General features: G+C 38.8%; 24 protein-coding genes. 21 read left to right on the top strand and 3 right to left on the bottom strand.

Annotated features, from left to right (window positions below; genetic code table 11):
- Window positions 1-141: 141 nt before the first annotated feature.
- From FIM44_RS01795 to rimP, 12 genes are read left to right on the top strand one after another with little or no spacing between them, the layout of a single operon-like run.
- Window positions 142-864, top strand: a complete 723-nt coding sequence (locus FIM44_RS01795) for a hypothetical protein (RefSeq protein ID WP_140578800.1) — start codon at window positions 142-144, stop codon at window positions 862-864.
- On the top strand, window positions 854-1,723 hold the full coding sequence (locus FIM44_RS01790) for an outer membrane beta-barrel protein (protein ID WP_140578903.1): 870 nt from the start codon (window positions 854-856) through the stop codon (window positions 1,721-1,723). The genes FIM44_RS01795 and FIM44_RS01790 overlap by 11 nt, the downstream gene beginning before the upstream one ends.
- Before the next feature lie 8 nt (window positions 1,724-1,731).
- On the top strand, window positions 1,732-2,676 hold the full coding sequence (locus FIM44_RS01785) for an outer membrane beta-barrel protein (RefSeq protein WP_140578798.1): 945 nt from the start codon (window positions 1,732-1,734) through the stop codon (window positions 2,674-2,676).
- A gap of 9 nt (window positions 2,677-2,685) precedes the next feature.
- Window positions 2,686-4,008: a M23 family metallopeptidase gene (locus FIM44_RS01780; protein ID WP_194148672.1), complete on the top strand. Its 1,323-nt coding sequence runs from the start codon at window positions 2,686-2,688 to the stop codon at window positions 4,006-4,008.
- A 2-nt stretch (window positions 4,009-4,010) separates the two neighbouring features.
- Window positions 4,011-4,598 (top strand): septum site-determining protein MinC, encoded by a 588-nt coding sequence (minC, locus tag FIM44_RS01775; protein ID WP_194148124.1) that lies wholly within the window; start codon window positions 4,011-4,013, stop codon window positions 4,596-4,598.
- Entirely contained in the window at window positions 4,595-5,482 is an 888-nt protein-coding gene (gene lpxC, locus FIM44_RS01770) for a UDP-3-O-acyl-N-acetylglucosamine deacetylase (protein ID WP_121089300.1), read from the top strand. The genes minC and lpxC overlap by 4 nt, the downstream gene beginning before the upstream one ends.
- Before the next feature lie 21 nt (window positions 5,483-5,503).
- Window positions 5,504-5,977, top strand: a complete 474-nt coding sequence (locus FIM44_RS01765) for a tRNA threonylcarbamoyladenosine biosynthesis protein TsaB (RefSeq protein WP_140578795.1) — start codon at window positions 5,504-5,506, stop codon at window positions 5,975-5,977.
- Window positions 5,978-6,030: 53 nt separating this feature from the next.
- Entirely contained in the window at window positions 6,031-6,912 is an 882-nt protein-coding gene (thrB, locus tag FIM44_RS01760) for a homoserine kinase (RefSeq protein WP_140578793.1), read from the top strand.
- Window positions 6,899-7,153, top strand: coding sequence for a DUF448 domain-containing protein (locus FIM44_RS01755; protein WP_194148671.1), 255 nt, complete (start codon window positions 6,899-6,901; stop codon window positions 7,151-7,153). The genes thrB and FIM44_RS01755 overlap by 14 nt, the downstream gene beginning before the upstream one ends.
- On the top strand, window positions 7,150-9,990 hold the full coding sequence (gene infB / locus FIM44_RS01750; protein WP_140578790.1) for a translation initiation factor IF-2: 2,841 nt from the start codon (window positions 7,150-7,152) through the stop codon (window positions 9,988-9,990). Before FIM44_RS01755 ends, infB begins: the two co-directional genes overlap by 4 nt.
- Window positions 9,990-10,325 carry a 30S ribosome-binding factor RbfA gene (gene rbfA, locus FIM44_RS01745; protein WP_000991139.1) on the top strand — a complete coding sequence of 112 codons (336 nt, stop codon included), beginning with the start codon at window positions 9,990-9,992 and terminating at the stop codon, window positions 10,323-10,325. The genes infB and rbfA overlap by 1 nt, the downstream gene beginning before the upstream one ends.
- On the top strand, window positions 10,318-10,758 hold the full coding sequence (gene rimP, locus FIM44_RS01740) for a ribosome maturation factor RimP (RefSeq protein ID WP_120823683.1): 441 nt from the start codon (window positions 10,318-10,320) through the stop codon (window positions 10,756-10,758). The genes rbfA and rimP overlap by 8 nt, the downstream gene beginning before the upstream one ends.
- Window positions 10,759-10,867: 109 nt before the next feature.
- Here rimP and acs read toward each other — a convergent pair whose 3' ends face one another.
- Window positions 10,868-12,856 carry an acetate--CoA ligase gene (acs, locus tag FIM44_RS01735; protein ID WP_140578788.1) on the bottom strand — a complete coding sequence of 663 codons (1,989 nt, stop codon included), beginning with the start codon at window positions 12,854-12,856 and terminating at the stop codon, window positions 10,868-10,870.
- Window positions 12,857-13,054: 198 nt separating this feature from the next.
- Between acs and FIM44_RS01730 the strand changes: the two genes are divergently transcribed.
- Entirely contained in the window at window positions 13,055-14,167 is a 1,113-nt protein-coding gene (locus FIM44_RS01730; protein WP_140578786.1) for a metallophosphoesterase, read from the top strand.
- Between the two features lie 379 nt (window positions 14,168-14,546).
- On the top strand, window positions 14,547-15,218 hold the full coding sequence (gene hsrA / locus FIM44_RS01725; RefSeq protein WP_140578784.1) for a response regulator-like transcription factor HsrA: 672 nt from the start codon (window positions 14,547-14,549) through the stop codon (window positions 15,216-15,218).
- A gap of 519 nt (window positions 15,219-15,737) precedes the next feature.
- Here the strand turns inward: hsrA and FIM44_RS01715 are convergent.
- Together FIM44_RS01715 and flhA are read right to left on the bottom strand one after the other, a co-directional pair.
- Window positions 15,738-16,781: a 3',5'-cyclic-nucleotide phosphodiesterase gene (locus FIM44_RS01715; RefSeq protein WP_162967869.1), complete on the bottom strand. Its 1,044-nt coding sequence runs from the start codon at window positions 16,779-16,781 to the stop codon at window positions 15,738-15,740.
- A gap of 30 nt (window positions 16,782-16,811) precedes the next feature.
- Complete coding sequence (gene flhA / locus FIM44_RS01710; protein WP_001262891.1) at window positions 16,812-19,013, bottom strand: flagellar biosynthesis protein FlhA; 2,202 nt, start codon at window positions 19,011-19,013, stop codon at window positions 16,812-16,814.
- 140 nt (window positions 19,014-19,153) lie between these two features.
- Here flhA and rpsO point away from each other — a divergent pair, with 140 nt between their 5' ends.
- From rpsO to ylxH, 7 genes are all read left to right on the top strand, one after another.
- Window positions 19,154-19,426: a 30S ribosomal protein S15 gene (gene rpsO / locus FIM44_RS01705; RefSeq protein ID WP_078215529.1), complete on the top strand. Its 273-nt coding sequence runs from the start codon at window positions 19,154-19,156 to the stop codon at window positions 19,424-19,426.
- Window positions 19,427-19,456: 30 nt separating this feature from the next.
- Window positions 19,457-20,746 (top strand): O-antigen ligase family protein, encoded by a 1,290-nt coding sequence (locus tag FIM44_RS01700; protein ID WP_140578782.1) that lies wholly within the window; start codon window positions 19,457-19,459, stop codon window positions 20,744-20,746.
- 129 nt (window positions 20,747-20,875) lie between these two features.
- On the top strand, window positions 20,876-21,406 hold the full coding sequence (aroQ, locus tag FIM44_RS01695; protein WP_140547901.1) for a type II 3-dehydroquinate dehydratase: 531 nt from the start codon (window positions 20,876-20,878) through the stop codon (window positions 21,404-21,406).
- Window positions 21,407-21,418: 12 nt separating this feature from the next.
- Window positions 21,419-22,492: an aminopeptidase gene (locus FIM44_RS01690; RefSeq protein WP_140578781.1), complete on the top strand. Its 1,074-nt coding sequence runs from the start codon at window positions 21,419-21,421 to the stop codon at window positions 22,490-22,492.
- Entirely contained in the window at window positions 22,492-22,980 is a 489-nt protein-coding gene (gene folK, locus FIM44_RS01685) for a 2-amino-4-hydroxy-6-hydroxymethyldihydropteridine diphosphokinase (protein WP_001901392.1), read from the top strand. The genes FIM44_RS01690 and folK overlap by 1 nt, the downstream gene beginning before the upstream one ends.
- The gene (gene flhF, locus FIM44_RS01680; RefSeq protein WP_162981823.1) at window positions 22,977-24,353 is read left to right on the top strand and encodes a flagellar biosynthesis GTPase FlhF; all 1,377 of its coding nucleotides are present in this window, start codon (window positions 22,977-22,979) and stop codon (window positions 24,351-24,353) included. The genes folK and flhF overlap by 4 nt, the downstream gene beginning before the upstream one ends.
- Window positions 24,350-25,234: a flagellum site-determining protein YlxH gene (gene ylxH, locus FIM44_RS01675; RefSeq protein ID WP_140578779.1), complete on the top strand. Its 885-nt coding sequence runs from the start codon at window positions 24,350-24,352 to the stop codon at window positions 25,232-25,234. The genes flhF and ylxH overlap by 4 nt, the downstream gene beginning before the upstream one ends.

The following is a 25,234-nucleotide window of genomic DNA, read 5'->3' as shown; positions in this document are numbered from 1 at the left end:
CCTAAGTGTTAAATATAGTGGCATTGTAGCATGACTTTATTAGGGTGGGTAAAAATTTTACTCCATTTTAACCGGTCATTTTAATTATTTTAGTATAATTGAAAGAAACTTTTAACAAACAACTCAAGGGATTTGGCGGTTTTGGGTCTTAAAAAATATATTATTTTATGGTTTTTAATGGGGTTTTATGCGGGGTTGAGTGCACTTGATTATGACACTCTAGACCCAAAATACTACAAGTATATCAGGTATTATAAAGCCTATGAAGATAAAGAAGTTGAAGAATTGATCAGAGACTTAAAAAGGGCGAACGCTAAAAGCGGGCTTATTTTAGGGATCAATACCGGGTTTTTTTACAACCATGAAATCATGGTTAGAACCAATAGTTCCAGCATCACGGGGAATATTTTAAATTATTTGTTCGCTTATGGCTTGCGTTTTGGCTATCAAACTTTCAGGCCGTCGTTTTTTGCGCGCTTAGTCAAGCCAAATATTATTGGCAGGCGCATTTATATCCAATATTATGGAGGGGCTCCTAAAAAAGCGGGCTTTGGGAGCGTGGGGTTTCAATCGGTCATGCTGAATGGGGATTTTTTGTTGGATATTCCCTTACCCTTTGTGGGGAAATACCTTTATATGGGGGGGTATATGGGTTTAGGTTTGGGGGTTGTGGCGCATGGGGTGAATTATACGGCGGAATGGGGGATGTCTTTTAACGCAGGATTGGCTCTAACGGTATTAGAAAAAAACCGCATTGAATTTGAATTTAAAATTTTAAATAATTTCCCTTTTTTGCAATCTAATTCTTCAAAAGAGACTTGGTGGGGAGCTATAGCAAGCATTGGGTATCAATATGTGTTCTAAAAAAATAAGAAATCTCATTTTATGCTTTGGTTTTATATTAGGCTTGCATGCTGAAGAGAATACCGCTCAAGAGAATACGACTGAAGAAAACCTGATTAAAGAAAATACCCCTAAAGACGCTCCCATTCTTTTGGAAGAAAAACGCGCCCAAACGCTAGAGTTTGAAGAAAACAAGGAAGTTAAAAAGAATATTGATGAAAAAAGTCTGCTTGAAGAAATCCATAAGAAAAAACGCCAGCTTTACATGCTTAAAGGGGAATTGCATGAAAAGAATGAATCTCTCTTATTCCAGCAAATGGCTAAAAGTAAGAGCGGTTTTTTTATAGGCGTAATCCTTGGCGATATAGGGATTAACGCTCATCCTAACGCCCGATCTTATGAGAGCTTTGAACCTTTAAATAATATTCAAGCTTCTCCTTTGTTGTATGGCTTAAGGAGCGGGTATCAAAAGTATTTTGCTAACGGGATTAGCGCCTTACGCTTTTATGGGGAGTATTTAGGGGGGGCGATGAAAGGGTTTAAAAGCGATTCTTTAGCCTCTTATCAAACCGCAAGCTTGAATATTGATTTGTTGATGGATAAGCCTATTGACAAAGAAAAAAGGTTTGCGTTAGGGATATTTGGAGGCGTTGGAGTGGGGTGGAATGGGATGTATCAAAATTTAAAAGAGATTAAAGGGTATTCACAGCCTAACGCTTTTGGATTAGTGCTAAATTTAGGGGTGAGCATGACGCTTAACCTCAAACACCGCTTTGAATTAGCCTTAAAAATGCCTCCCTTAAAAGAAACTTCGCAAACCTTTTTATATTATTTTAAAAGCACTAATATTTATTATATTAGTTACAACTATTTATTGTAAAGGCTAAAATGTTGAAATTTAAATATGGTTTGATTTATATCGCGCTCATACTAGGACTTCAAGCGACAGATTATGACAATTTAGAAGAAGAAAACCAACAATTAGACGAAAAAATAAACCATTTAAAGCAACAGCTCACCGAAAAAGGGGTTTCGCCCAAAGAGATGGATAAGGATAAGTTTGAAGAAGAATACATCAATCGATCTTATCCTAAAATTTCTTCCAAGAAAAAAGAGAAATTACTCAAATCTTTTTCCATAGCTAATGATAAGAGTGGGGTTTTTTTAGGGGGTGGGTATGCTTATGGGGGATTTAATCTTTCTTATCAAGGGGAGATGTTAGACAAATATGGTGCGAATGCCCCTAGCGCGTTTAAAAACAATATCAATATTAACGCTCCTGTTTCTATGATTAGCGTTAAATTCGGGTATCAAAAATACTTTGTGCCTTATTTTGGGACACGATTTTATGGGGATTTATTGCTTGGGGGTGGGGTGTTAAAAGAGAATGTAATCAAGCAACCTGTAGGTTCATTTATTTATGTTTTAGGGGCTATGAATACGGATTTGTTGTTTGATATGCCTTTAGATTTTAAAACTAAAAAGCATTTTTTAGGCGTTTATGCGGGTTTTGGGATAGGGCTTATGCTCTATCAAGACAAGCCTAATCAAAACGGGAGGAATTTGGTAGTGGGGGGCTATTCAAGCCCTAATTTTTTATGGAAATCTTTGATTGAAGTGGATTACACTTTTAATGTGGGAGTGAGTTTAACGCTTTATAGGAAACACCGCTTAGAGATTGGCACAAAATTACCGATTAGCTATTTGAGAATGGGAGTGGAAGAGGGAGCACTCTATCAAAATAAAGAAGATGATGAGCGTTTGCTGATTTCGGCTAACAACCAGTTCAAGCGATCCAGTTTTTTATTAGTGAATTATGCGTTTATTTTTTAAGGCTTGATCTTGGAGTTAAGGTTTAAAATTTTAGCGTTAGTCGTTTTAATTTTAGGGGGTTATTTGATTTTTAACGCTTTAATCACAAAACCCAGAGCTTTAAGTTTTAGTTTAAGCAGCAAAGAGAGTGCGCTTAATGACAATGATGAAACGCTTTTTTGGGATTTAAAAAAACCCATTAAGATTAAAATAGTAGCCCCAAAGGGCATCAAACGCTATGATTTAAAAGTAACCACACAAGATGGTTTGATCTTATATGAAAAAGAAAATCTGGTATTGGATAAACCCAAGTCTTTAGAAGTGCCTTTAATTAGGTCTGAAATCATGGGGCTAGAAGACAAGTGCCTTTTATATGAAATTAAAGCTAATGATTGGAGTTATGCTAATTTTTTCAATGGCAATAAAGCGTCTTTCAAACAAGAAGTGTGTGTGGATACGATAAAACCCTCAATTACTATTTTATCCCGCTCCCCAAGCATCGCTTATGGAGGGAGCGCGGTAGTTGTCTTTGAAGCTTTGGATAAGAATTTGTCTCAAGCGTTTGTGCGCGTCAAAAAAAAGGATTTTAAAGCTTTCAGGCTTTTAGAATTCAAACAGCGTAATGTTTTTATCGCTCTAGTGCCTTGGTCTTATAAAAATAAGGATTTTAAGGCGTTCATTGTCGCTAAAGATAAAGCCTATAACTCTAATACCACCCTTTTATTGTTCAAACGAAAAACCCATCGTTTGAGGAAAAAAGATATAGACTTAAGTGCCTTAAAAGACAAGATTGCAAAGCAAGAAAAATTTCAAAATCACACTGAGCAAACTTTATTAGAAAGATTTTCCAACGCGCGCTTAAAAGATTTGGAAAAAATCCACAAGATCGCTTTAGAGCAAGGGGATTTTTATAAGGATTTTTCTCATTTTCAAGCGCTAAAACCCCTGAACGGGTCTTTTAAAATGGCAAGCAATTTTTTAGAAAATCGGCGTATCTTAAAGGACAATCAGGTGTTGTTCCAATTCTTGCATTTAGGGGTGGATTTGATGCCTGGCAAGGATTTATCTTTAGCGTTTGATTTATCTGTGAAGAGGGTTTTTAAGGGGGAGTTGGATTTTTATGGTAATAGTTTAATCAATTGCTATGGGCTAGGTTTGTGCGTTTTTTTAGCCCATTTAAAAGATGATGAAAGCGTGGGGAGTAGTGGTTTGAAATTAGGGAGCGGGTTGCATTTAGGGGTGCTTTTGCAAGGGGTTTTTGTTAGACCCAATGAATGGCTTAATGAGCAATGGATAAAAACCAATATCATCACCCCCATAGAGCAAGCCAAACGGCTTTTAATGAAAGGATAGTCATGTTAAAAACGAATCAAAAAAATGTGCATGCGTTTGAAATTGAAAAGCAAGAGCCTGAAGCGGTCATAGGATTTTTAGAAAAAAACCACGCTCTTTTGCAGTATTTTCTTATTATATTTAAATATGACATTGAACCAGAAGTCAAAGCCATTTTGCACAAACACCAGCTTTTGTTTTTAGAAACGAATCGCGCTTTAAACGGGCGTCATATTAAAACCATGCCTTTAAAAGAAGAAACTAATCATCCAAAACCCAATCATTCTAAAACAGAAACCAAAACAACGATTTATGAGCGCCATATCAGGAGCGGGGAAGAGATTTATAGCGCTAATCACCTTATTTTTTTAGGTAATATCCACAATGGAGCGAAGATTATTTCAGAAGGCTGTGTGTCGGTTTATGGGGTTTGCGAAGGGGCGATTGTGTGCTTTGGAGAGTGTTTGATTTTGAAAGAAGTCAAGAGCGCTCAAATCGTTTTTCAAAATAAAATTTTATCTCTAAAAGAGATTGAACGGCTTTTGGTAAATAAAAATATTAAAATAATCACTAAAAATGACGATATACTAGACATAAAGGAAGTATTATGAAACAAACAACCATTAACCACTCTGTGGAATTAGTAGGGATAGGCTTGCACAAGGGCGTTCCTGTGAAGCTTGTTTTAGAGCCTTTAGGAGAAAATCAGGGCATTGTTTTTTACCGCTCTGATTTGGGCGTGAAGCTCCCCTTAAAACCTGAAAACATCGTAGATACCAAAATGGCGACCGTGTTGGGTAAGGATAATGCTAGGATTTCTACGATTGAGCATTTGCTTTCGGCTGTCCATGCGTATGGCATTGACAATCTTAAGATCTCTGTGGATAACGAAGAAATCCCTATCATGGACGGGAGTGCTTTGACTTATTGCATGCTTTTAGATGAAGCAGGGATTAAAGAATTGGACGCTCCTAAAAAGGTGATGGAAATCAAGCAGGTCGTTGAGGTTAGAGAGGGCGATAAATTCGTTAAAATTGAGCCAGACAGCCAACTTTCTTTGAATTTCACGATTGATTTTAACCATCCGGTTATTGCTAAGCAAGCCCATCATTTCGTCTTTAGTAAAACCGCTTACAAAGAGCAAGTCGCTAAAGCCCGCACTTTTGGGTTTTTGCAAGAAGTGAATTACTTGCGATCTATTGGCTTGGCGAAAGGGGGGAGTTTGAATAATTGCATCGTGCTGGATGAAAACAGCATTTTGAATAAAGAGGGTTTGAGATGCGAAAAGGAATTCGTGTGCCATAAGATTTTAGACGCTATGGGGGATCTGATGGTTTTAGGCATGCCCGTGATGGGCAAATACACTTCTTTTTCAGGGAGTCATAAACTCAATTCCATGTTGGTTAAAGCCATTTTAGCGGATGCTAAAAATTACGAAGTTTTGATCGCTACAGATCCAGCTAAAGAATTTGCGTTGCAAAAGGCTTTCGCTTAATCCTGAATTGGGGTTTATTTTTTGGAATTGGATTTAGTGCTTATCTCTTTAGGCGAGAGGGTTTTGCTTGGGGTATATCAAAACAATTTTTTATGCACTTCTTACACTTCTAAATCAAAAACAAGCGAAGCTTTAGTGGAAGTTTTTTCGCAATTATTTAAAGATTTTAAAAACCCTACTTTACCGGCGATTAAGGGGGTTTATTACGCTAAAGGGCCAGGGAGTTTCACTAGCTTAAAACTCACGCATGTTTTCTTACACACTTTGGCTTTAATCCATGACTTTGAACTCTATTCCACCACAGGCTTTGATTTTAACGACAACACACCCATTTTAGCGTATGCCAATAAATACTTTATTTCAAAAGAAATGGAAAGCTTGAGCGATTTTAAAGATCTGAAAATTGCGCCAAAAGATTTCATGCTACCCCCCTTTTTAGAGAAAGACAAATTCACCCAATTGAACACGCCGTTTTACATTTTGCCTCCTATTTAGTGTATAATGCTAGTTTTAAAAATGAAAGGGTATCAACAATAGGGGTTTAAAATTTGGTAGTGAGTGTTCCTGCAACAAGTGCGAATTTAGGCCCCGGTTTTGATTGCTTGGGTTTGAGCTTAAATTTACGCAATCGTTTTTTTATTGAGCCTAGCAGCTTCCATGCGGTGAAATTGGTTGGGGAGGGTGAGGGGATCCCTAAGTTTTTAACCAACAATATTTTCACTAAAGTGTTTTATGAGATTTTAAAAAAGCATGGGAATGACGGATCATTTAAATTTTTATTGCATAATAAAGTCCCTATTACAAGGGGCATGGGGTCTAGCTCGGCGATGATTGTGGGGGCGGTCGCTTCAGCGTTTGCGTTTTTAGGGTTTGCTTTTGATAGAGAAAACATTGTCAATACCGCTCTAATTTATGAAAACCACCCGGATAATATCACCCCGGCGGTGTTTGGGGGGTATAATGCAGCATTTGTGAAAAAAAAGAAAGTGATAAGTTTGAAAACCACAATCCCTTCTTTTTTAAAAGCGGTGATGGTGATCCCTAATAGGGCTATTTCTACCAAGCAATCGCGCCATCTCTTGCCCAAGCGTTACAGCGTGCAAGAAAGCGTGTTTAACCTTTCGCATGCGAGCTTGATGACGATGGCGATTGTGCAGGGGAAGTGGGATTTGTTGCGTTGTTGCTCTAAAGACAGGATGCATCAATATAAGCGCATGCAAACTTATCCCGTGTTGTTTGCGATCCAAAAGCTCGCTTTAGAAAATAACGCCTTAATGAGCACGCTTTCAGGGAGCGGTTCGTCGTTTTTTAATATGTGTTATGAAGAGGACGCCCCTAAATTAAAGCAGGTTTTGAGCAAGAAATTCCCTAAATTTAGGGTAGCGGTTTTAGATTTTGATAATGATGGAGTCCTTATTGAGAAAGACTGAAATTAAAATCCGCATGTGTGTGGCGTGCAGAATGCGCCAACCTCAAAAGGATTTGTTGCGTTTGAAAAGCTTTGACAATCAAATCATGGAGTTTGATGGCAAAGGCCGTAGTTTTTATGTGTGTGAAAATTGTTTGAAAAATAGAGAAAAAAAGTTGTTGAAAGCGGTTTCAAAAATGAAGAATGCCCCAAAAGATGTTAAAAATATCATTACTTGGATTAAGGAGAGGAGCATAGCATGAGCGAGATGATTGATTTAAAAAAATTTGTAATTGAGCTTGGTAAGACCCAAAAAGAGCTTAAAAATATAATCGAGCAAGCCAAAGACATTGGTTTAGAGCTTAAGACAAATTCTAAAATGACCCCAGAGCAAGCAGGCAAGCTATACAAATACATTGTGGATGGCATTAAAGAACAAATACAAGCCAGTAAACCCACTAAAAATCCTGAACAAGACAATAAAGATGATTTGAATATGGCCGCTACGCCCAAACCCCTTAACAAAAAGGTTTCCAAAACGCCTAAAAAAGAAGAAACAAAAAGCCAGCCAAAGCCCAAAAAAACTAAAGAAAAGAAAAAAGAAGCTCCTGTGCCCATTGCCAAAAAAAAAGGAGGGATAGAGATTGTCAATACTTTTGAAGACCAAATGCCCCATGTAGAAAACACCCCTAAAGTGGTTAGCCACTCTCAAGTAGAAAAAGCCAAGCAAAAGCTCCAAGAAATCCAAAAAAGCCGAGAAGCCCTAAACAAGCTCACCCAAAGTAACGCTAACAGCGCCAATAACGCTAATAATAATGTTAATAACGCTAAAAAAGAAATCAGCGAAGTTAAAAAGCAAGAGCAAGAGATCAAACGCCATGAAAACATTAAAAGACGCACCGGTTTTAGGGTGATTAAACGCAACGATGAAACAGAAAATGAAACTGAAAACAGCGTAAGCAAAAAACCTACTCAAAGCGCGGCGGCTATTTTTGAAGACATTAAAAAAGAATGGCAAGAAAAAGACAAGCAAGAGGCTAAAAAAGCCAAAAAACCAAGTAAGCCCAAAGCCACCCCCACAGCCAAAAACAACAAATCCCATAAAATTGATTTTAGCGATGCGAGGGATTTTAAGGGCAATGATATTTATGATGATGAAACCGATGAAATCTTATTGTTTGATTTGCATGAACAAGATAATCTCAATAAGGAAGAAGAAGAAAAAGAAATCCGCCAAAATATCAACGACAGGGTGCACGTCCAAAGGAAAAACCCTTGGATGAATGAAAGCGGGATCAAACGACAATCCAAGAAAAAGCGTGCATTCCGTAACGATAACAACCAAAAAGTGATCCAAAGCGCAATTGCAATCCCTGAAGAAGTGCGCGTCTATGAATTCGCGCAAAAAGCGAATTTGAATCTGGCTGATGTGATTAAAACCCTCTTTAATTTAGGGCTTATGGTAACTAAAAACGACTTTTTGGATAAGGATAGCATAGAAATTTTAGCCGAAGAGTTCCATTTAGAAATTTCTGTTCAAAACACTTTAGAAGAATTTGAAGTGGAAGAAGTGCTAGAGGGAGTGAAAAAAGAACGCCCGCCTGTGGTTACCATCATGGGGCATGTTGATCATGGTAAAACTTCACTGCTGGATAAAATCCGTGATAAAAGAGTCGCTCACACGGAAGCTGGGGGGATCACTCAGCACATTGGTGCTTACATGGTAGAAAAGAATGATAAGTGGGTGTCTTTCATTGACACCCCAGGGCATGAAGCCTTTAGCCAGATGCGTAATCGTGGGGCTCAAGTAACAGATATTGCAGTGATTGTGATAGCGGCTGATGATGGCGTGAAGCAACAGACTATTGAAGCTTTAGAACATGCAAAAGCGGCTAATGTGCCTGTGATTTTTGCGATGAATAAAATGGATAAACCTAATGTGAATCCGGACAAACTCAAAGCCGAATGCGCTGAGCTTGGCTATAACCCTGTGGATTGGGGCGGAGAGCATGAGTTTATCCCTGTTTCAGCTAAAACGGGTGATGGTATTGACAATTTATTAGAAACCATTCTTATCCAAGCGGATATTATGGAATTAAAAGCCATAGAAGAGGGCAGCGCTAGAGCGGTTGTTTTAGAAGGGAGCGTGGAAAAAGGGCGTGGGGCAGTAGCCACTGTGATTGTCCAAAGCGGGACTTTGAGCGTGGGGGATAGTTTTTTTGCCGAAACAGCGTTTGGTAAAGTAAGAACGATGACTGACGATCAAGGCAAGAGCATTCAAAATTTAAAACCCTCTATGGTGGCTCTCATCACAGGCTTGAGCGAAGTGCCGCCTGCGGGATCTGTTTTAATAGGGGTAGAAAACGATTCTATCGCACGCTTGCAAGCTCAAAAGAGGGCGACTTATTTACGCCAAAAAGCCTTGAGTAAAAGCACTAAAGTGTCTTTTGATGAGCTTTCAGAAATGGTCGCTAATAAGGAATTGAAAAACATTCCTGTAGTCATTAAAGCGGATACGCAAGGAAGCTTAGAAGCCATTAAAAACAGCTTGTTAGAGCTTAATAACGAAGAAGTGGCGATCCAAGTGATCCACTCAGGGGTGGGGGGCATTACTGAGAATGATTTGAGCCTGGTTTCTAGCAGTGAGCATGCGGTGATTTTAGGCTTTAACATCCGCCCTACCGGTAATGTGAAAAATAAGGCTAAAGAATACAATGTGAGCATCAAAACTTACACGGTGATTTATGCCTTGATTGAAGAAATGCGATCGCTGTTATTAGGCTTGATGAGTCCTATCATTGAAGAAGAGCATACCGGACAAGCGGAAGTGAGAGAAACCTTTAATATCCCTAAAGTAGGCACGATAGCCGGGTGTGTGGTGAGCGATGGGGTGATCGCTCGTGGCATTAAGGCGCGTTTGATTAGGGATGGCGTGGTGGTTCATACCGGCGAAATCCTTTCTTTGAAACGCTTTAAAGATGATGTGAAAGAAGTTTCTAAGGGCTATGAGTGCGGGATCATGCTAGACAATTATAATGAAATTAAAGTGGGCGATGTGTTTGAAACCTATAAAGAAATCCATAAAAAAAGAACCCTCTAATGAACGCTCATAAAGAACGCTTAGAATCCAATCTTTTAGAATTACTGCAAGAGGCTTTAGCGGGCTTGAATGATGGCGAGTTGAATTCTTTAAGCGTTACTAAAGTGGAATGCTCTAAAGGGAAGCACCACGCTTTGGTGTTTGTGCTTTCATCAGATCATAAAATCCTTTCTAAATTGAAAAAAGCTGAGGGTTTGATTAGGCAATTTGTTTTGCAAGCGAGCGGGTGGTTTAAATGCCCAAAACTCAGTTTTGTTTTAGACAACAGCTTAGAAAAGCAGCTCCGATTAGACGCTATATTTAATGAAATCGCTAAAGGGAAAGACAATGACTAAAAGAATAGAAGAAAAAATAGAGGGCGTGATTGAAAGCTTGGGATACTTGCTTTATGATGTGAGTTTGGTTAAAGAAAACGATCAGCATATTTTAAGGGTGAGCCTTAAAAACCCTAATGGGGCAGTTAGCTTGGATATTTGCCAGCAAGTGAGCGAGGTGATTTCGCCCTTATTAGATGTGTGCGATTTTATTCAAGACGCTTATATTTTGGAAGTGAGCTCTATGGGGTTAGAAAGAGTGCTTAAAACCCCCAAACACTTTAAGCTTTCTTTAGGCGAAAAAGTGGAGGTCAAACTCACAAATAAAGAAAGCTTTCAAGCCGTCCTTAAAGACGCTAACGATTTGAGCGCGGATTTTGAATTAGAGGATCACGCTATCAAAAGCGTGGAGTATAAAGATTTAAAGAAAGTTAAAACGCTTTTTGAGTGGTAAAATAACGCAAAGCGGTAGGCGTTCTTACGCTTTATGAGAAATTACCGCTTTGATTGAAACTGGACTCTCATTATTTGGCTAAAAAACGCCAAAAAGCATTTTTGAGATTTCACTCTTCCATTTGAACGATACTCATTATTTCTTTGACCACATTCACATCTTCTAGCGTGCTTAAATCTTGAGTGATGGGCTCTTTTTTGGCGATAGATTTCAAAAGCCTTCTCATGATTTTCCCGCTTCTGGTTTTAGGTAAACCCGGCACATACATGACATTGTCTAATTTAGCGATCTTTCCAATTTCAACGGATAAGATATGATTCATTTCTTTTAACAATTCTAAACTCTCGCCAAGATTGCATTTAGCCCCATCGCACAGCACCACAAACGCAAACAAGCCCTCTCCTTTAATCGTATCAGGGATACCCACTACCGCGCATTCAACCACCATTTCATGTTTAGAAATAGCGCTCTCCACTTCAGCCGTGCCAATCCTATGCCCGCTCACATTCACAATATCATCTGTGCGCCCAATAATAGTGATGTATCCGTTTTCATCCACGATAGCGCCATCTCCAGAGAGGTAGACATATTCCCCATTCAACTTGATCTGAGAAAAATAGCTATCAATGTATCGTTTTTCATCGCCCCAAATGTTTCTTACCATAGAAGGCCATGGCTTAGTGATGCATAAAAACCCTTGCTCTCCGGGCTTTGTTTTGGTGCCGTCTTCGTTTAAAACTTCTGCATGGATTCCAGGCAAAGGTAAAGTTGCACAGCTGGCCCTTATAGGCGTAGCTCCCGGTAAAGGGCTGATGATATGCCCGCCTGTTTCTGTTTGCCACCAAGTATCCACGATACTGCATTTTGAGTTACCGATTTTTTCATAAAACCATTTCCATGCCGTAGGGTTAATGGGCTCTCCTACCGTTCCTAAAACTTTGAGCGATTCTAAATTATACTTTAAGGGTTCGTTTTCGCCTTTAGCATGCAGCATTCTTATAGCGGTGGGGGAAGTGTAGAATTTATCCACGCGGTATTCTTCTATCATTCTCCACCATCTCCCATAATCCGGATAAGACATCGTGCCTTCTAGTATCAAAGTCGTTGCCCCGCAAGCTAAAGGTCCATAAACCACATAAGTGTGCCCTGTGATCCAACCAATATCAGCGGTGCACCAAAAATTATCGTTATCTCTAATATCAAAAACCCACTCCATCGTCATTTGCGCCCATAGCAAATACCCCGCACTGCTGTGTTGAACGCCTTTAGGTTTCCCGGTTGATCCGCTTGTATAGAGCAAGAATAAAGGATCTTCAGAGTCCATCATTTCAGGTTCGCATTTATCGGATTGGTAATTGACCATTTCATTATAGACAAAATCGCGCCCTCTCACATAGTCAATCTCTTTGGCGTTTCGTATCACAATGAGCGCTTTTTCCACACTAGGGCAGGCATTATTTTCTAGTGCCTTGTCAAGGGCTGGCTTGAGCATATAGGGTTTGCCTTTTCTAAAAGTCCCATCCGCTGTGATAACTAATTTGGCTTGAGCGTCGTTGATCCTATCCCTCAAGGCTTCAGGGCTAAACCCAGCAAAAACGATGCTATGGATCGCTCCAATCCTAGCGCATGCGAGCATCATATAAACGCTTTCTACAATCATAGGCATATAGATAATGACTCTATCGCCTTTTTTGACATTGAATTCGTTTTTTAAAAGGTTGGCTGTTTTATTGACTTCAGAGTGGAGTTTTCTGTAAGTGATGACATTATAATCCCCCATTTCCCCTTCAAAAATAATCGCTACTTTATTTTTTTTGTCTTTTAAATGCCTGTCTATGCAATTGTAAGAAACATTGATTTTGCCGTTTTCAAACCATTTGAAAAAAGGGGCGTTATCGCTGTTTAAAACCTTATCAAAAGGTTTAAACCATGTGAGTTTTTGTTTGGCTAACTCGCCCCAAAAATGTTCATAATCTTCATTGGCTTCATGCACTAAATCTTTATATTCGCACATGTTTTTAATCCTGGCTTGCTTGGCAAACACCCTGTTAGGGTTAAAGATTTTTTTAACGAATTCTAAATCTTCGTCTAATTGCATTGTATCTCCTTTCTATGGTTTTAAGCGCATTTTTTATTATTGTATCCAAACTCACACTCTTTTTAAAGGGAGGGATGCTTTTCTCTTTCTGTGTGGATTGAGACTGATAAAAAAGGAAATAGCACGATGAAACCTAAAGGGTGTATTAGCGTTAATATGATAGAATGACAGAACACTTTATGATAATAAAAGGGTGGTATGCTGATCTCCATAGCGTTTTTATTGGTTTTATGTCTTTTGAATTATAGTTCTTTTAGGATGTTGAAGTCGTTTTTAACCTTAAAGAAAATCTCCAAATACGCTTATTTGGGGTTTTTTGTCCTTTTGAGCGTAGGCGAGGTGGCTTTTGCTTTTTATAGAAATACTATGCCTAGCCATTTGTTTGTTTTGACTTCAGCGTGTTCGTTTGTGTCTTTTATTGTGTTTATTTTTTCTTTGAGTTTTTACGGGTTTTCCTACTCCATAGAAAAAATAGATTTTTTGCATTCAAGGCGTAAAAGTTTAAAAAATTTTTTAAAATTGGGGTTTTATCTGGCGCTATTGGGGTATTTTTGGCGCGGGTTTTATGAAGGGTTGGCCCGCCCTAAAATCAAAGAAACCCCTATTTATTTAGACAAGCTGGATAAAGAATTAAAGATTATTTTACTCACAGACATGCATGTGGGGAGTTTGTTGCAAAAAGATTTTGTTGATTACATTGTAGAAGAAGTCAATCAAAAAGAAGTGGATATGGTGCTGATTGGGGGGGATTTAGTGGATGAAAATATTGAAAAAGTCAAATCTTTTTTACTGCCCTTAAACAACCTTAAAAGCACGCATGGCACTTTTTATGTGCCAGGAAATCATGAGTATTATCATGGCATAGAGCCGATTTTATCGTTTCTTGACACGCTTAATTTAACGATTTTAGGGAATGAGTGCGTGCATTTAGGAGGGATCAATTTGTGTGGCGTGTATGATTATTTCGCAAGGAAGCATCAAAATTTTGCCCCTGATATTGACAAGGCTTTAAAAAAGTGCAATAAGGGTAAGCCTACGATCCTTTTGGCCCACCAGCCCAAACAAATTAGAAGCCTCAAAGAAAGCCACTCTGTAGATTTAGTGCTTTCAGGGCATACCCATGCAGGGCAAATCTTTCCTTTTAGCCTTTTAGTCAAGCTGGCGCAAACCTATTTGTATGGTTTATACAAGCACAGCGGCACCACTCAAATTTATGTGAGCAGTGGGGCAGGGTATTGGGGTGTTCCCTTAAGGTTTTTAGCCCCTAGCGAGATCGCATACCTTAGACTTTTACCTAAAAATCAAGCTTGAACTAAAAATTTTAAACATCTTAAGAAGAGCAAGCTATGGATTAAATCGTAATCGGGCGGTTAAAAATAAGGATCAAAACAAGGAGTTAAAAACAACCGCCAAGACAAAGGGAAAGGAGGGGGAGGTGACCCTTCAATCTTAAGCGGTGCCAACCAAACCATAAGGAATGGTTGGAATTGTAATTATACAATAAAATGGCGATTTTTAGTAAATGGTTTTAAAAATTATCCATAAAAACGCTCAAAGGCATTTTTTACAACCAATAATCAAGGGCTTGATTTTGATCAAGCGATAACTTTTATTAATATTTTCTTAAACTAATTTAAAATTATGATATAATCAGTGTTCGAATTACTCTTAAATGCAGGAGTCATACACCATGCGCGTTTTACTGATTGAAAAAAATTCTGTTTTGGGTGGAGAAATTGAAAAGGGCTTAAATGCTAAAGGCTTTATGGCTGATGTAACAGAGAGTTTAGAGGATGGGGAATATCTTATGGATATTAGGAATTATGACTTGGTTATGGTTAGCGATAAAAATGCTTTAAGTTTTGTTTCTGGAATCAAGGAAAAGCATTCTTCTATTGTTGTTTTAGTTTCTTCGGATAACCCTACAAGCGAGGAAGAAGTCCATGCGTTTGAGCAAGGTGCGGACGATTACATCGCTAAACCTTATCGCAGCATTAAGGCTTTAGTCGCAAGGATTGAGGCTCGTTTGAGGTTTTGGGGTTCTAATGTGATTGAAATTGGGGATTTGACCATTAGCCCTGATGAAGAAAAGATTATTTACAAGGGGCGTGAAGTTGAAGTTAAAGGGAAGCCCTTTGAAGTGCTTACCCATCTTGCCAGACATAGGGATCAGATCGTCTCCAAAGAACAGCTTTTAGACGCTATTTGGGAAGAGCCTGAAATGGTTACCCCTAATGTCATTGAAGTGGCTATCAATCAAATCCGCCAAAAAATGGATAAACCCTTGGGGATTTCCACGGTTGAAACCGTAAGGCGCAGAGGCTATCGTTTTTGCTACCCAAAACCGGCGTGTGAAGAATAAATTCTTTTTGCTAAAAATAGATTAGAATGAGGGTGTGGAGCGGGTAAAATCAAATATTTTAATAACGATAGTAGAGGCACTCATATCATGTTGGTGTTTAGTTAGTTGGTGTTAGCTGGGGGGCATAATCATTTTATCTGCGATTGGTAGGGTATTTTGGTTAAAAACACTAAAATAGATTCGTATCAATTCATGGATCTAAATACCCATCAAAACACAAAAATACAAACTTGGCTCTATTAAATATTGACCATAAAACTTAAAGAATGCTAAAAACATTCTTTACAATCAAATGATTAAAAGAGCTTGATTTTAATCAAGCGATGGATTTTTAAGCGTTCTTTTGGGGGTTATGGGGATTAGTTGGAGGTTTGTAGGGGGAGAATTATTTTAAAACACTCCTTATCCCCTTAAGGAAATAAGCTTCTATAAAACGATGGAATGAAAATTTTTAAACCTTCCAAAAAAGAGTTTTTAAACTCTTTTTAGTTTTTGTTAGCTTTTTGCAAACAGATTAGTTTAAGCGTTATTAAAGATTTCTTCAATTTGTTCTTTAATATCCCTATAATTAAAACTCTCCCTAAAGCCATCAATCTTGCCTCCGCTCGCATTCCTATGCCCGCCCCCATTAAAACACATTTGACTGAGTTCGCACACATCGCAATTCCCATTCGCCCTTAAGCTCACATTCCCTTTAGCGTTCACATCCATATAAAAATCAAAATCCGGATTTTGCGTTAAAAAAAGGTTAGCCAACACGCTAATACCCCCCATAGAATAACTTAAAAACCCTTTTTTATCCTGGTAATAAACGCTGCAATCATGCTTTTTTAAAGAGAGCAAATGCGTTTGCGCGTTTGAAGAGATATTGTCCATCGTTTCTGTATCAGGGTCGCCCCCTAAAGCGATTTTTTTAAGCCTGAACAAATCGTTATCATAGGCTACAGGGGCATTTTCTAAAAACAAATAGTTTTTAACTTCTTCTAAAAGCTTTAATTTATAATCGCGGTTTTCATCATCAAACATGAAACGATTCAATTCAGAGCTTTGGTTAATCATGCGCATGCACACCTTGCCTAATTCAAAGCCATAACCTTGCGTGTCCCAAATATCCACAGAATTGACCATTTCCACTAAAGGCTCTAGCCATGTTGTGTTTTTTGGCTCTAAAATAGCGTAATGCTTTTTCAAAAATTCATATACGATTTTAGTCGCACAGCGGTTCGTGTCTAAAAAATACCAATGGAAACTCTCAGCCACTTCCTTACCGCTGATATGGTGATCCAAAAGCTGGATTTGAATGTTTTTATTTTGCAAGCGGTGTTCTTGGATTTTATCTTGCAAATACTGCGCTTCGTTTAAATTCAAATTCAAATCGCTAATCAAAATAAGGAATTCACTCTCTTTAGATTGAGCGATCGCATTTAGAATTTCATAAATTCTCGCTGAGACTTCACGCCCGTAATTAGCGTTATAGCATTGGATATTTTTAAAAAATTGTTTTGAAACAAGCTGGCATGCATAGCCGTCTAAATCAATGTGTGAAAGGTGGTAAACTTGCATCATTCTCCTTTTTTATTTTAATAAATTAAATTAAAAGTTAATGTGGATCGTGCCTAAAGCTTCAAAATTAGAGTTAGGATCTAATTCAGCATGGCTTAGCACGACCACATCAATCCTGGCCTGCTCCATTTGATTGGAAAGGGCTTTTCTTAAATTAGGTTCTACAATCAAAATCACCGGAGCGATCCCTTTTTGCAAGACTTTCATGGCCTCTTCAGAGACCCCTTCAATGAGTTTTTGCAATTCGCCCACATTGAGTAGCAAGCTCTTAGAAGCGCCATTTTCTCGCAATTTATTCAGCAAAAATTGTTCGCTATCGGTAGAAAAGGTTAAAAATTTCAAACGCCCGTCTTCAGATTTAAAAGCGTTAGTGATCACCCTAGAAAGTCTCGCCCTCACTTGTTCGGTTAAGATATTCACATCGTTTTGAACCAATGGGGCAATATCGGTAATCGTTTCTAAAATAGTGAGCATGTCCTTAATGGGGATTTTTTCATGCAACAAGGCTTGCAAGACTGATCGGATCGCACCGGTGGGGATTTTTTTACTCTCTTCTACAATCGTAGGATAGTCTTTAGCCAAGCGCTCTAAAAGGGATTTCACTTCATCTTTAGTGATAAAATCTTCAGCGTATTTTTTCACTAATTCGCTAGTGTGTGTCGCAATAACGGTGCTTGGATCAATAATGGTATAGCCTTGAATAATGGCTTCTTCTTTATTTTTAGTTTCAATCCATAAAGCGTCCATTCCAAAAGCCGGCTCTTTAGTAGGAATGCCCTCAATTTCTTTATTCACAAAACCGGTATTCATGGCTAAAAACTTATCAGGCATCACCATGCCTTCACCAATCACAATGCCTTTAAGCTTGATTTCATAATGCGTTGGGGGGAGCTGCAAATTATCCCTGATCCTAATTTGCGGCATCAAAAAACCATAATCGCTCGCTATCTTTTTTCTAATACCCCTAATCCTTTCTAACAAATCGCCCCCTTGTTTCATGTCCGCTAAGCTGATGAGCTGATAGCCTAAAGCCAATTCTAAAAATTCAATTTTTAACACTTCATCAATCGCTTGCTCTTCTTCTCTTTTAAGCTCTTCTTGGGTTTTAGCCCTTGTGGTTGGGGTGTGGGGTTTGATTTTGGAGCTGTGGGGTTTTTCGCTCAAATCCAAGCCGAATTTTTGACTCAAATAATTTTCTAATTTGGTGAGCAACCCGTCCTTTCCCTCCCTGCTAATCAGCCATGCGATGAATAAAAAGAGTGTCCCTACAAACGCTAAAGAAAAGGTAGGGAGTCCAGGAATGGTTGCAAAAAGCAATAAAATCGCTCCCACAATCACTAAAGTTTTGCTTTTATTGGTGAGCTGTGTGATGAGTTTGGAAGCAAAGTCCTCTTCTTCGTTTTGCGTGGTGCGAGTGGCGACAATACCGGTCGCTGTCGCAATGATTAAGGCAGGGATTTGCCCTACAAGCCCATCGCCAATGGTTAGGATAGTGAAAGTGCTAGCACTAAAGCTCAAGCTCATATCCCTTTGAAACACGCCCACTAAAAACCCTCCAATGATATTGATAAGCGTGATGATGATAGAAGCGATCGCATCGCCTTTGACAAATTTAGACGCGCCATCCATCGCGCCATAAAAATCCGCTTCTTGGCTTAGAGCGGCGCGCCGTTTTTTAGCTTCCTTATCATCAATAAGCCCTGAATTTAAATCCGCATCAATCGCCATTTGCTTTCCTGGCATAGCGTCTAGGGCGAATCGCGCCCTAACTTCAGTAACCCTAGTAGAGCCATTAGTAACCACTAATAAATTCACCAGCACTAAAATGCTAAAGATAATAGCCCCAATCACATAATTCCCGCTCACGCTAAATTCCCCAAACGCCGTGATAATATCGCTCACCGCGCTAGGCCCTTTATAGCCTTGCGTTAAAATCATTCTGGTGGTGGCGACATTTAAAGCCAAGCGGTATAAGGTTACAATGAGCAATAAAGTGGGGAAAGCGCTAAAATCAGTCGGTTTGTCAATATAAAGCCCGATTAAAATAATCAACACCGATAGCGCGATAGAGATTGTGAGTAAAAAATCCAACACAAAAGGCGGTAACGGCACGATAATGATCGCTAAAATAGCTATCACAAAGACCACAAGGGCTAAGTCTTTGGATTGCAAGAAGCGTTTAAAAACAGGGAAAGTCTTTTTAAAAGCTAATTTGGAGCGTTCGTTTGCCATAATCTAAAATCAATGCCTTAATCTGGTAGGTGGTTTGTCTTTTTAGGCTTATTATAATATAAAGTTTAAGAGTATGACACAAAAAAGCTTATTTTACGCTATAATGCGATCTTTATTAAATTACCAATTAGGAGGTCGTTATGGCTTTGAATCTGGAGAAAAAACAAGAAATCATTAAGGCGTTTGCTACTAAGGAAAACGATACGGGTTCTTGTGAAGTGCAAGTGGCGTTGTTGAATGAAAGGATCAAGCTTTTAACCGAGCATTTAAAGGCTAACCCCAAAGATCATTCCAGTCGTTTAGGGCTTTTAAAATTAGTCGCTCAAAGACGCAACTTGTTGAAATACATCAAACGCACCAATCATGTGCGTTATGTGGTTTTGATTGAAAAGTTAGGCATTAAAGACAGATAATTTTTATCGGTTTTAGGGTATGGCGAGTTTGTGTTGAAAGAGCGTTTGAAGGCCTTTTTTAGTGCGGACTCTGTTTTCACTTTAATTTTTGCCCTTTTCTTTCTCACTTCGTTTAAAAAACCTTTAACGCAAGTCTTATTGATTGTTTTAATGGTTTTTTTGTTTCTTAGGTGTTATTTCCAAGCGTCTTTGAAAGAAACTTTCGCAATTAATCATTTAAAAACCATGTCTTTTAAATGGCTCACTCTGGCTTTTTTGGGCGTGTTTTTAAGCATCTTCCCTAACATGTTTAACATGCATGATAGCCAAACTTTCCACTACAATTTATTCGCTCTAAACATGTCCTTAACTTACGCTTGCGGGGCGTTATGCTTGCTTTTTGCGAGCCGTTTAAGAATCAAATTGAATCAAAAAATCCTTTTTTACAGCATGGCTGTTGCAAATTTCATCAACGGCTTGCTTTCATTGGTGCAAAAAATTTATTTTAACATGCCCAGAGCGCAAGGGTTTAGCACGGTTAAGGAGTATGTGGTTTTAGTGAGCGTGTCCATTTTAGGCTGTTATATTTATGCACTCTATTCGCAAAGTCAAAAAGAAAAACTTTTTTTCACGCTTTCTGTTTTTGTGGGGTTTTTAGTCGTTATTTTAAGCGCCACAAGGAGCGCGACAATCGCTTTTGTTATTACTTTTTTGATCCTTTCTTGCTTTATTTTATACGCCAAAAAATCGCTCAGACCATTGGGTTATATGGTGGTTGTGAGTCTTGTTTTGAGCGCTTTGTATATGGGGAGTAATGCTTTAGAAAAAAAGGGGGCAATAGAGCAATCTAGGGTTCAAAACCAAAGCTTTGAAGAAGATTTGAAACGCTACGCTAAAAAGGACGCTGATAGCAGTATCGGGTGGCGTTTGGAGCGCTGGAAAGAAGCCCTAACGGTTTTGCGTTTAAGGCCCTTTTTTGGTATGGCTGCTAGCGAGAAATGCCAGAGGTTAGAAGAGATTTTATCCTTATCAAAGTCTTATAGGGCCAAAGATTTGATTCTTTGTTATGAAAGATACGACAATCAAATCATTCATGTTCTAGCCACTAGGGGGATCATAGGCTTTTTAATCTGGCTCTTTTTTTTACTAGCGGTTGTAAAGATTTTTTGGAGCGGGATAAAGCAAAACTCTTTAATATCGTTTTTTATATTAACGACACTCACTTTTTACCTCATTTTTGGCATCGGGTTTGACCCCTTTGATTTCTTCATTACGGGAAGTTTTTTTGTAGGAATGGTCATGATGGCTGTTTTTTTAAAAAAAGATAAAAGCGCTTTTTAGCATCAAGGGGTTTGATGTTAGTCAAGCGGTAGTTTCTTGTGATGCGTTCTTAGGGGGGTTTAAGGGGTAAGATAAAAACTTATGCTATAATGTGGTCTCATTCCATATTAAACAAGGAGAAATAAATTAATGAAAATTTTAGTGATTCAAGGGCCTAATTTAAACATGTTAGGACACAGAGACCCAAGACTTTATGGCATGGTAACCTTAGACCAAATCCATGAAATCATGCAAACTTTCGTGAAACAAGGCAATTTAGATGTGGAATTAGAGTTTTTTCAAACCAATTTTGAGGGCGAAATCATTGACAAGATCCAAGAGAGTGTGGGCAGCGATTATGAAGGGATTATCATTAACCCTGGAGCGTTTTCGCACACTTCTATTGCGATTGCGGATGCGATCATGCTAGCGGGCAAACCCGTTATTGAAGTGCATCTCACTAACATTCAAGCCAGAGAGGAATTCAGGAAAAATTCTTACACCGGAGCGGCTTGTGGAGGCGTGATCATGGGATTTGGTCCGCTTGGCTACAACATGGCTTTAATGGCGATGGTCAATATTTTAGCCGAAATGAAAGCGTTCCAAGAAGCCCAAAAAAACAACCCTAATAACCCTAATAACCCTAATAACCCTAATAACCCGATCAACAATCAAAAGTAAAAGGGGTTATTGATGAAAGGATTAGAAAGAGAATCGCATTTCACGCTCAATGAGAACGCGATGTTTTTTGAATGCGCTTATAGTTGCGATAACGCTTTGTTTTTGCAATTAGACGATCGCTCGTTTTTTATCACTGATTCTCGCTACACTCAAGAAGCTAAAGAAAGCATTCAGCCTAAAAATGGCGTTTTAGCGGAAGTGGTAGAATCTAGCGATTTAGTCCAAAGCGCGATTGATTTGATCGCAAAGAGTTCGGTTAAAAAGCTCTTTTTTGACCCCAATCAAGTGAATTTGCAAACCTATAAGCGTTTGGATTCAGCGATTGGGGATAAGGTTACTTTAGAGGGCGTGCCTAGTTACCACCGCCAAAAACGCATCATTAAAAACGATCATGAGATCCAACTCCTCAAAAAATCTCAAGCGCTGAATGTTGAAGCTTTTGAAAATTTTGCCGAGTATGTGAAAAAGATTTTTGATGAAAAAGAATCCTTGAGCGAGCGGTATTTGCAGCATAAGGTTAAGGACTTTTTGACTAAAGAGGGGGTTTATGATCTGAGTTTTGAGCCTATTTTAGCCTTGAATGCGAATGCGAGCAAACCCCATGCTTTGCCTAGTGCGAAGGATTTTTTAAAAGCGGAGCATAGCATTCTTTTGGATATGGGGATCAAATACGAACGCTATTGCTCTGACAGGACTCGCACGGCTTTTTTTGACCCTAAAGATTTTGTTTTCAAAAGAGAGCAGAGTTTCAAGGATAAAGAGCGTCAAAAGATTTATGACATTGTGAAAGAAGCACAAGAAAAGGCTATTTCAGGCATTAGAGCGGGCATGACCGGTAAAGAAGCGGACAGCTTGGCTAGGGGGGTGATTAGCGGTTATGGTTATGGGCAGTATTTCACTCACAGCACCGGGCATGGCATTGGCTTAGACATTCATGAGCTTCCCTATATTTCATCGCGCAGTGGAACCATTTTAGAAGAGGGCATGGTGTTTTCTGTAGAGCCTGGGATTTATATCCCTGGATTTTTTGGGGTGCGCATTGAAGATTTAGTGGTGATCAAAAATTCTAGGGCTGAGCTTTTGTGATGCGAGAGATCCTTACTAACCGCTTTTTCCCCAGCCTTTTTAAAAAAAGGCTTGATTTTTCTAACAGGGTGGTTTTAGGGTTGGGATCTAATCTTAAAAATCCTTTAAAAATATTAAAAAATTGTTTTTTGTATTTTAAAAATCATAGTAAGATCGGGAAAATTTTTTCTTCGCCCATTTATATCAATCCGCCTTTTGGTTACACTAATCAACCTAACTTTTATAACGCTACGATCATCCTTAAAACATCTTTAAGTTTGCGCCATTTTTTTGCTCTGGTTTTTTATATAGAAAGGCGTTTTGGGCGCCAAAGGAAGCGCGATTTTAAAGACGCTCCAAGAACTTTAGACATTGATATTATCGCTTTCAACCAAGTCATTTTAAGACAGAATGATTTGACTTTACCTCATCCTAAATGGAGTGAAAGGGATTCGGTGTTAGTGCCGTTGGCTTTGCAACAAATTCTTTTTAAAAAAGGGGAGTGGTGAAATTCTATACCTATAGTGGGGAGACGGCCGCTGAAGCTTTAAAGATCGCTCAAAGCCACCATGGGGTGGATACGCTGGTGTTTAAAACCCAAGAAATCCGTAAAAAAACGCTCACTTCTTCTGGACTTTATGAAATCGTTGTGGCGGTTGAAGAAGAGAGCGAAAACAAACCCTCTAAAGCCCCCCTTATTCCAGAAAGTTTGTATGATGAAGAATTGAATGAAGAAGATGTGGTCATGCAGCTTTCAAGCACTGTAGAAGAAATGCGCAAACTCGCCGGGGTTTCATCTAGCCAGCGCAACTATAGTTTTTCAAAAAATAAGACCCTTTTAGAAAAAGACGCCCCGTTAGAGGATGCGCCTTTAGAGGCTAATAAGCAGGACGCTTTATTGCAAGCTTTAAAAGATGAAGCCAACCATAAAAAAGAGAGAGAAAAAAGAGAAGTTAAACAAGAAGAAGAGATTAAAGACATTAATCTGCAATTAAGCAAAATCAGAGACAGCCTGAAACTCATTCAAAACATGTTTTGGGATGAGAAAAACCCCAATTCTGTCAATATCCCTCAAGAATTTGCCGAAATTTACAAACTGGCCAAACAAAGCGGGATGAAATCCAGCCATTTAGATGAAATCATGCAATTGAGCCTGGAATTGATGCCTTTACGCATGCGCGAAAATTCCGTAACGATCAAGCGCTATTTTAGAGAAGTGTTGCGCAAAATGATCTTGTGCCGCCCTGAAGATTTGAATTTAAGGCAAAAACGCATCTTAATGCTTGTAGGGCCAACAGGCGTGGGGAAAACGACGACTCTAGCCAAATTAGCCGCGCGTTATTCTAGAATGCTGGCTAAAAAATACAAGGTGGGCATTATCACTTTAGACAATTATCGCATTGGGGCTTTGGAGCAATTGAGTTGGTATGCTAATAAAATGAAAATGAGTATAGAAGCGGTGATTGACGCTAAGGATTTTGCTAAAGAAATTGAAGCTTTGGAATACTGCGATTTTATTTTAGTGGATACGACAGGGCATTCGCAATACGATAAAGAAAAAATTGCCGGTTTGAAGGAATTTATAGATGGGGGTTATAATATTGATGTGTCCTTAGTGCTTTCGGTTACCACTAAGTATGAAGACATGAAAGATATTTATGATTCTTTTGGGGTGTTAGGGATTGACACTTTGATCTTTACGAAATTAGATGAGAGTAGGGGGTTAGGGAATTTGTTTTCTTTAGTGCATGAAAGCCAAAAGCCTATCAGCTATCTTTCTGTTGGGCAAGAAGTGCCTATGGATTTGAAAGTGGCTACTAATGAGTATTTAGTGGATTGCATGCTAGATGGCTTTAGTAACCCTAATAAGGAACAAGCATGAACAATCAAGCGAGCCATTTGGATAATTTTATGAACGCTAAAAATCCCAAAAGTTTTTTTGATAATAAGGGGAATACCAAATTCATCGCTATCACAAGCGGTAAGGGAGGCGTGGGGAAATCCAATATTAGCGCTAATTTAGCTTACTCTTTATACAAGAAAGGTTATAAGGTGGGGGTGTTTGATGCGGATATCGGTTTAGCGAATTTAGACGTGATTTTTGGGGTGAAAACCCATAAAAATATCTTGCATGCCTTAAAGGGTGAAGCCAAATTGCAAGAAATCATTTGTGAGATTGAACCCGGGCTTTGCTTAATCCCTGGGGATAGCGGCGAAGAAATTTTAAAATACATTAGCGGTGCGGAAGCTTTAGATCGATTCGTGGATGAAGAGGGGGTTTTAAGCTCTTTAGATTATATTGTGATTGATACGGGAGCTGGGATTGGAGCCACTACACAAGCGTTTTTGAATGCGAGCGATTGCGTGGTGATTGTTACCACACCAGATCCTTCAGCGATTACGGATGCGTATGCATGCATTAAAATCAACTCCAAGAATAAAGATGAATTGTTTCTTATCGCTAACATGGTAGCCCAACCTAAAGAGGGTAGGGCGACTTATGAAAGGCTGTTTAAAGTGGCTAAAAACAATATCGCTTCATTAGAATTGCATTACTTAGGAGCGATTGAAAACAGCTCCTTATTGAAACGCTATGTGAGAGAGCGCAAAATTTTAAGAAAAATAGCCCCTAACGATTTGTTTTCGCAATCCATTGACCAGATAGCGGGTCTTTTGGTTTCTAAATTAGAAACCGGTGCTTTAGAAATACCAAAAGAAGGTTTGAAAAGCTTTTTCAAAAGGCTTTTGAAGTATTTGGGGTAG

This window comes from Helicobacter pylori (assembly GCF_006440215.1).
In the GTDB taxonomy this organism is placed as follows: domain Bacteria; phylum Campylobacterota; class Campylobacteria; order Campylobacterales; family Helicobacteraceae; genus Helicobacter; species Helicobacter pylori_CS.
The sequence above is the reverse complement of the archived record's forward strand: the minus strand, read 5'-3'. Positions and strand labels throughout refer to the sequence as shown.

What these genes read in the sequence shown, in the direction of transcription:
- FIM44_RS01790 (WP_140578903.1), top strand. Translation starts at nt 854, where the DNA reads ATGTGTTCTAAAAAAATAAGAAATCTCATTTTATGCTTTGGTTTTATA.
- FIM44_RS01785 (WP_140578798.1), top strand. Translation starts at nt 1,732, where the DNA reads ATGTTGAAATTTAAATATGGTTTGATTTATATCGCGCTCATACTAGGA.
- minC (WP_194148124.1), top strand. Translation starts at nt 4,011, where the DNA reads ATGTTAAAAACGAATCAAAAAAATGTGCATGCGTTTGAAATTGAAAAG.
- lpxC (WP_121089300.1), top strand. Translation starts at nt 4,595, where the DNA reads ATGAAACAAACAACCATTAACCACTCTGTGGAATTAGTAGGGATAGGC.
- infB (WP_140578790.1), top strand. Translation starts at nt 7,150, where the DNA reads ATGAGCGAGATGATTGATTTAAAAAAATTTGTAATTGAGCTTGGTAAG.
- rbfA (WP_000991139.1), top strand. Translation starts at nt 9,990, where the DNA reads ATGAACGCTCATAAAGAACGCTTAGAATCCAATCTTTTAGAATTACTG.
- rimP (WP_120823683.1), top strand. Translation starts at nt 10,318, where the DNA reads ATGACTAAAAGAATAGAAGAAAAAATAGAGGGCGTGATTGAAAGCTTG.
- acs (WP_140578788.1), bottom strand. Translation starts at nt 12,856, where the DNA reads ATGCAATTAGACGAAGATTTAGAATTCGTTAAAAAAATCTTTAACCCT.
- FIM44_RS01730 (WP_140578786.1), top strand. Translation starts at nt 13,055, where the DNA reads ATGCTGATCTCCATAGCGTTTTTATTGGTTTTATGTCTTTTGAATTAT.
- hsrA (WP_140578784.1), top strand. Translation starts at nt 14,547, where the DNA reads ATGCGCGTTTTACTGATTGAAAAAAATTCTGTTTTGGGTGGAGAAATT.
- FIM44_RS01715 (WP_162967869.1), bottom strand. Translation starts at nt 16,781, where the DNA reads ATGCAAGTTTACCACCTTTCACACATTGATTTAGACGGCTATGCATGC.
- flhA (WP_001262891.1), bottom strand. Translation starts at nt 19,013, where the DNA reads ATGGCAAACGAACGCTCCAAATTAGCTTTTAAAAAGACTTTCCCTGTT.
- rpsO (WP_078215529.1), top strand. Translation starts at nt 19,154, where the DNA reads ATGGCTTTGAATCTGGAGAAAAAACAAGAAATCATTAAGGCGTTTGCT.
- aroQ (WP_140547901.1), top strand. Translation starts at nt 20,876, where the DNA reads ATGAAAATTTTAGTGATTCAAGGGCCTAATTTAAACATGTTAGGACAC.
- FIM44_RS01690 (WP_140578781.1), top strand. Translation starts at nt 21,419, where the DNA reads ATGAAAGGATTAGAAAGAGAATCGCATTTCACGCTCAATGAGAACGCG.
- folK (WP_001901392.1), top strand. Translation starts at nt 22,492, where the DNA reads ATGCGAGAGATCCTTACTAACCGCTTTTTCCCCAGCCTTTTTAAAAAA.
- ylxH (WP_140578779.1), top strand. Translation starts at nt 24,350, where the DNA reads ATGAACAATCAAGCGAGCCATTTGGATAATTTTATGAACGCTAAAAAT.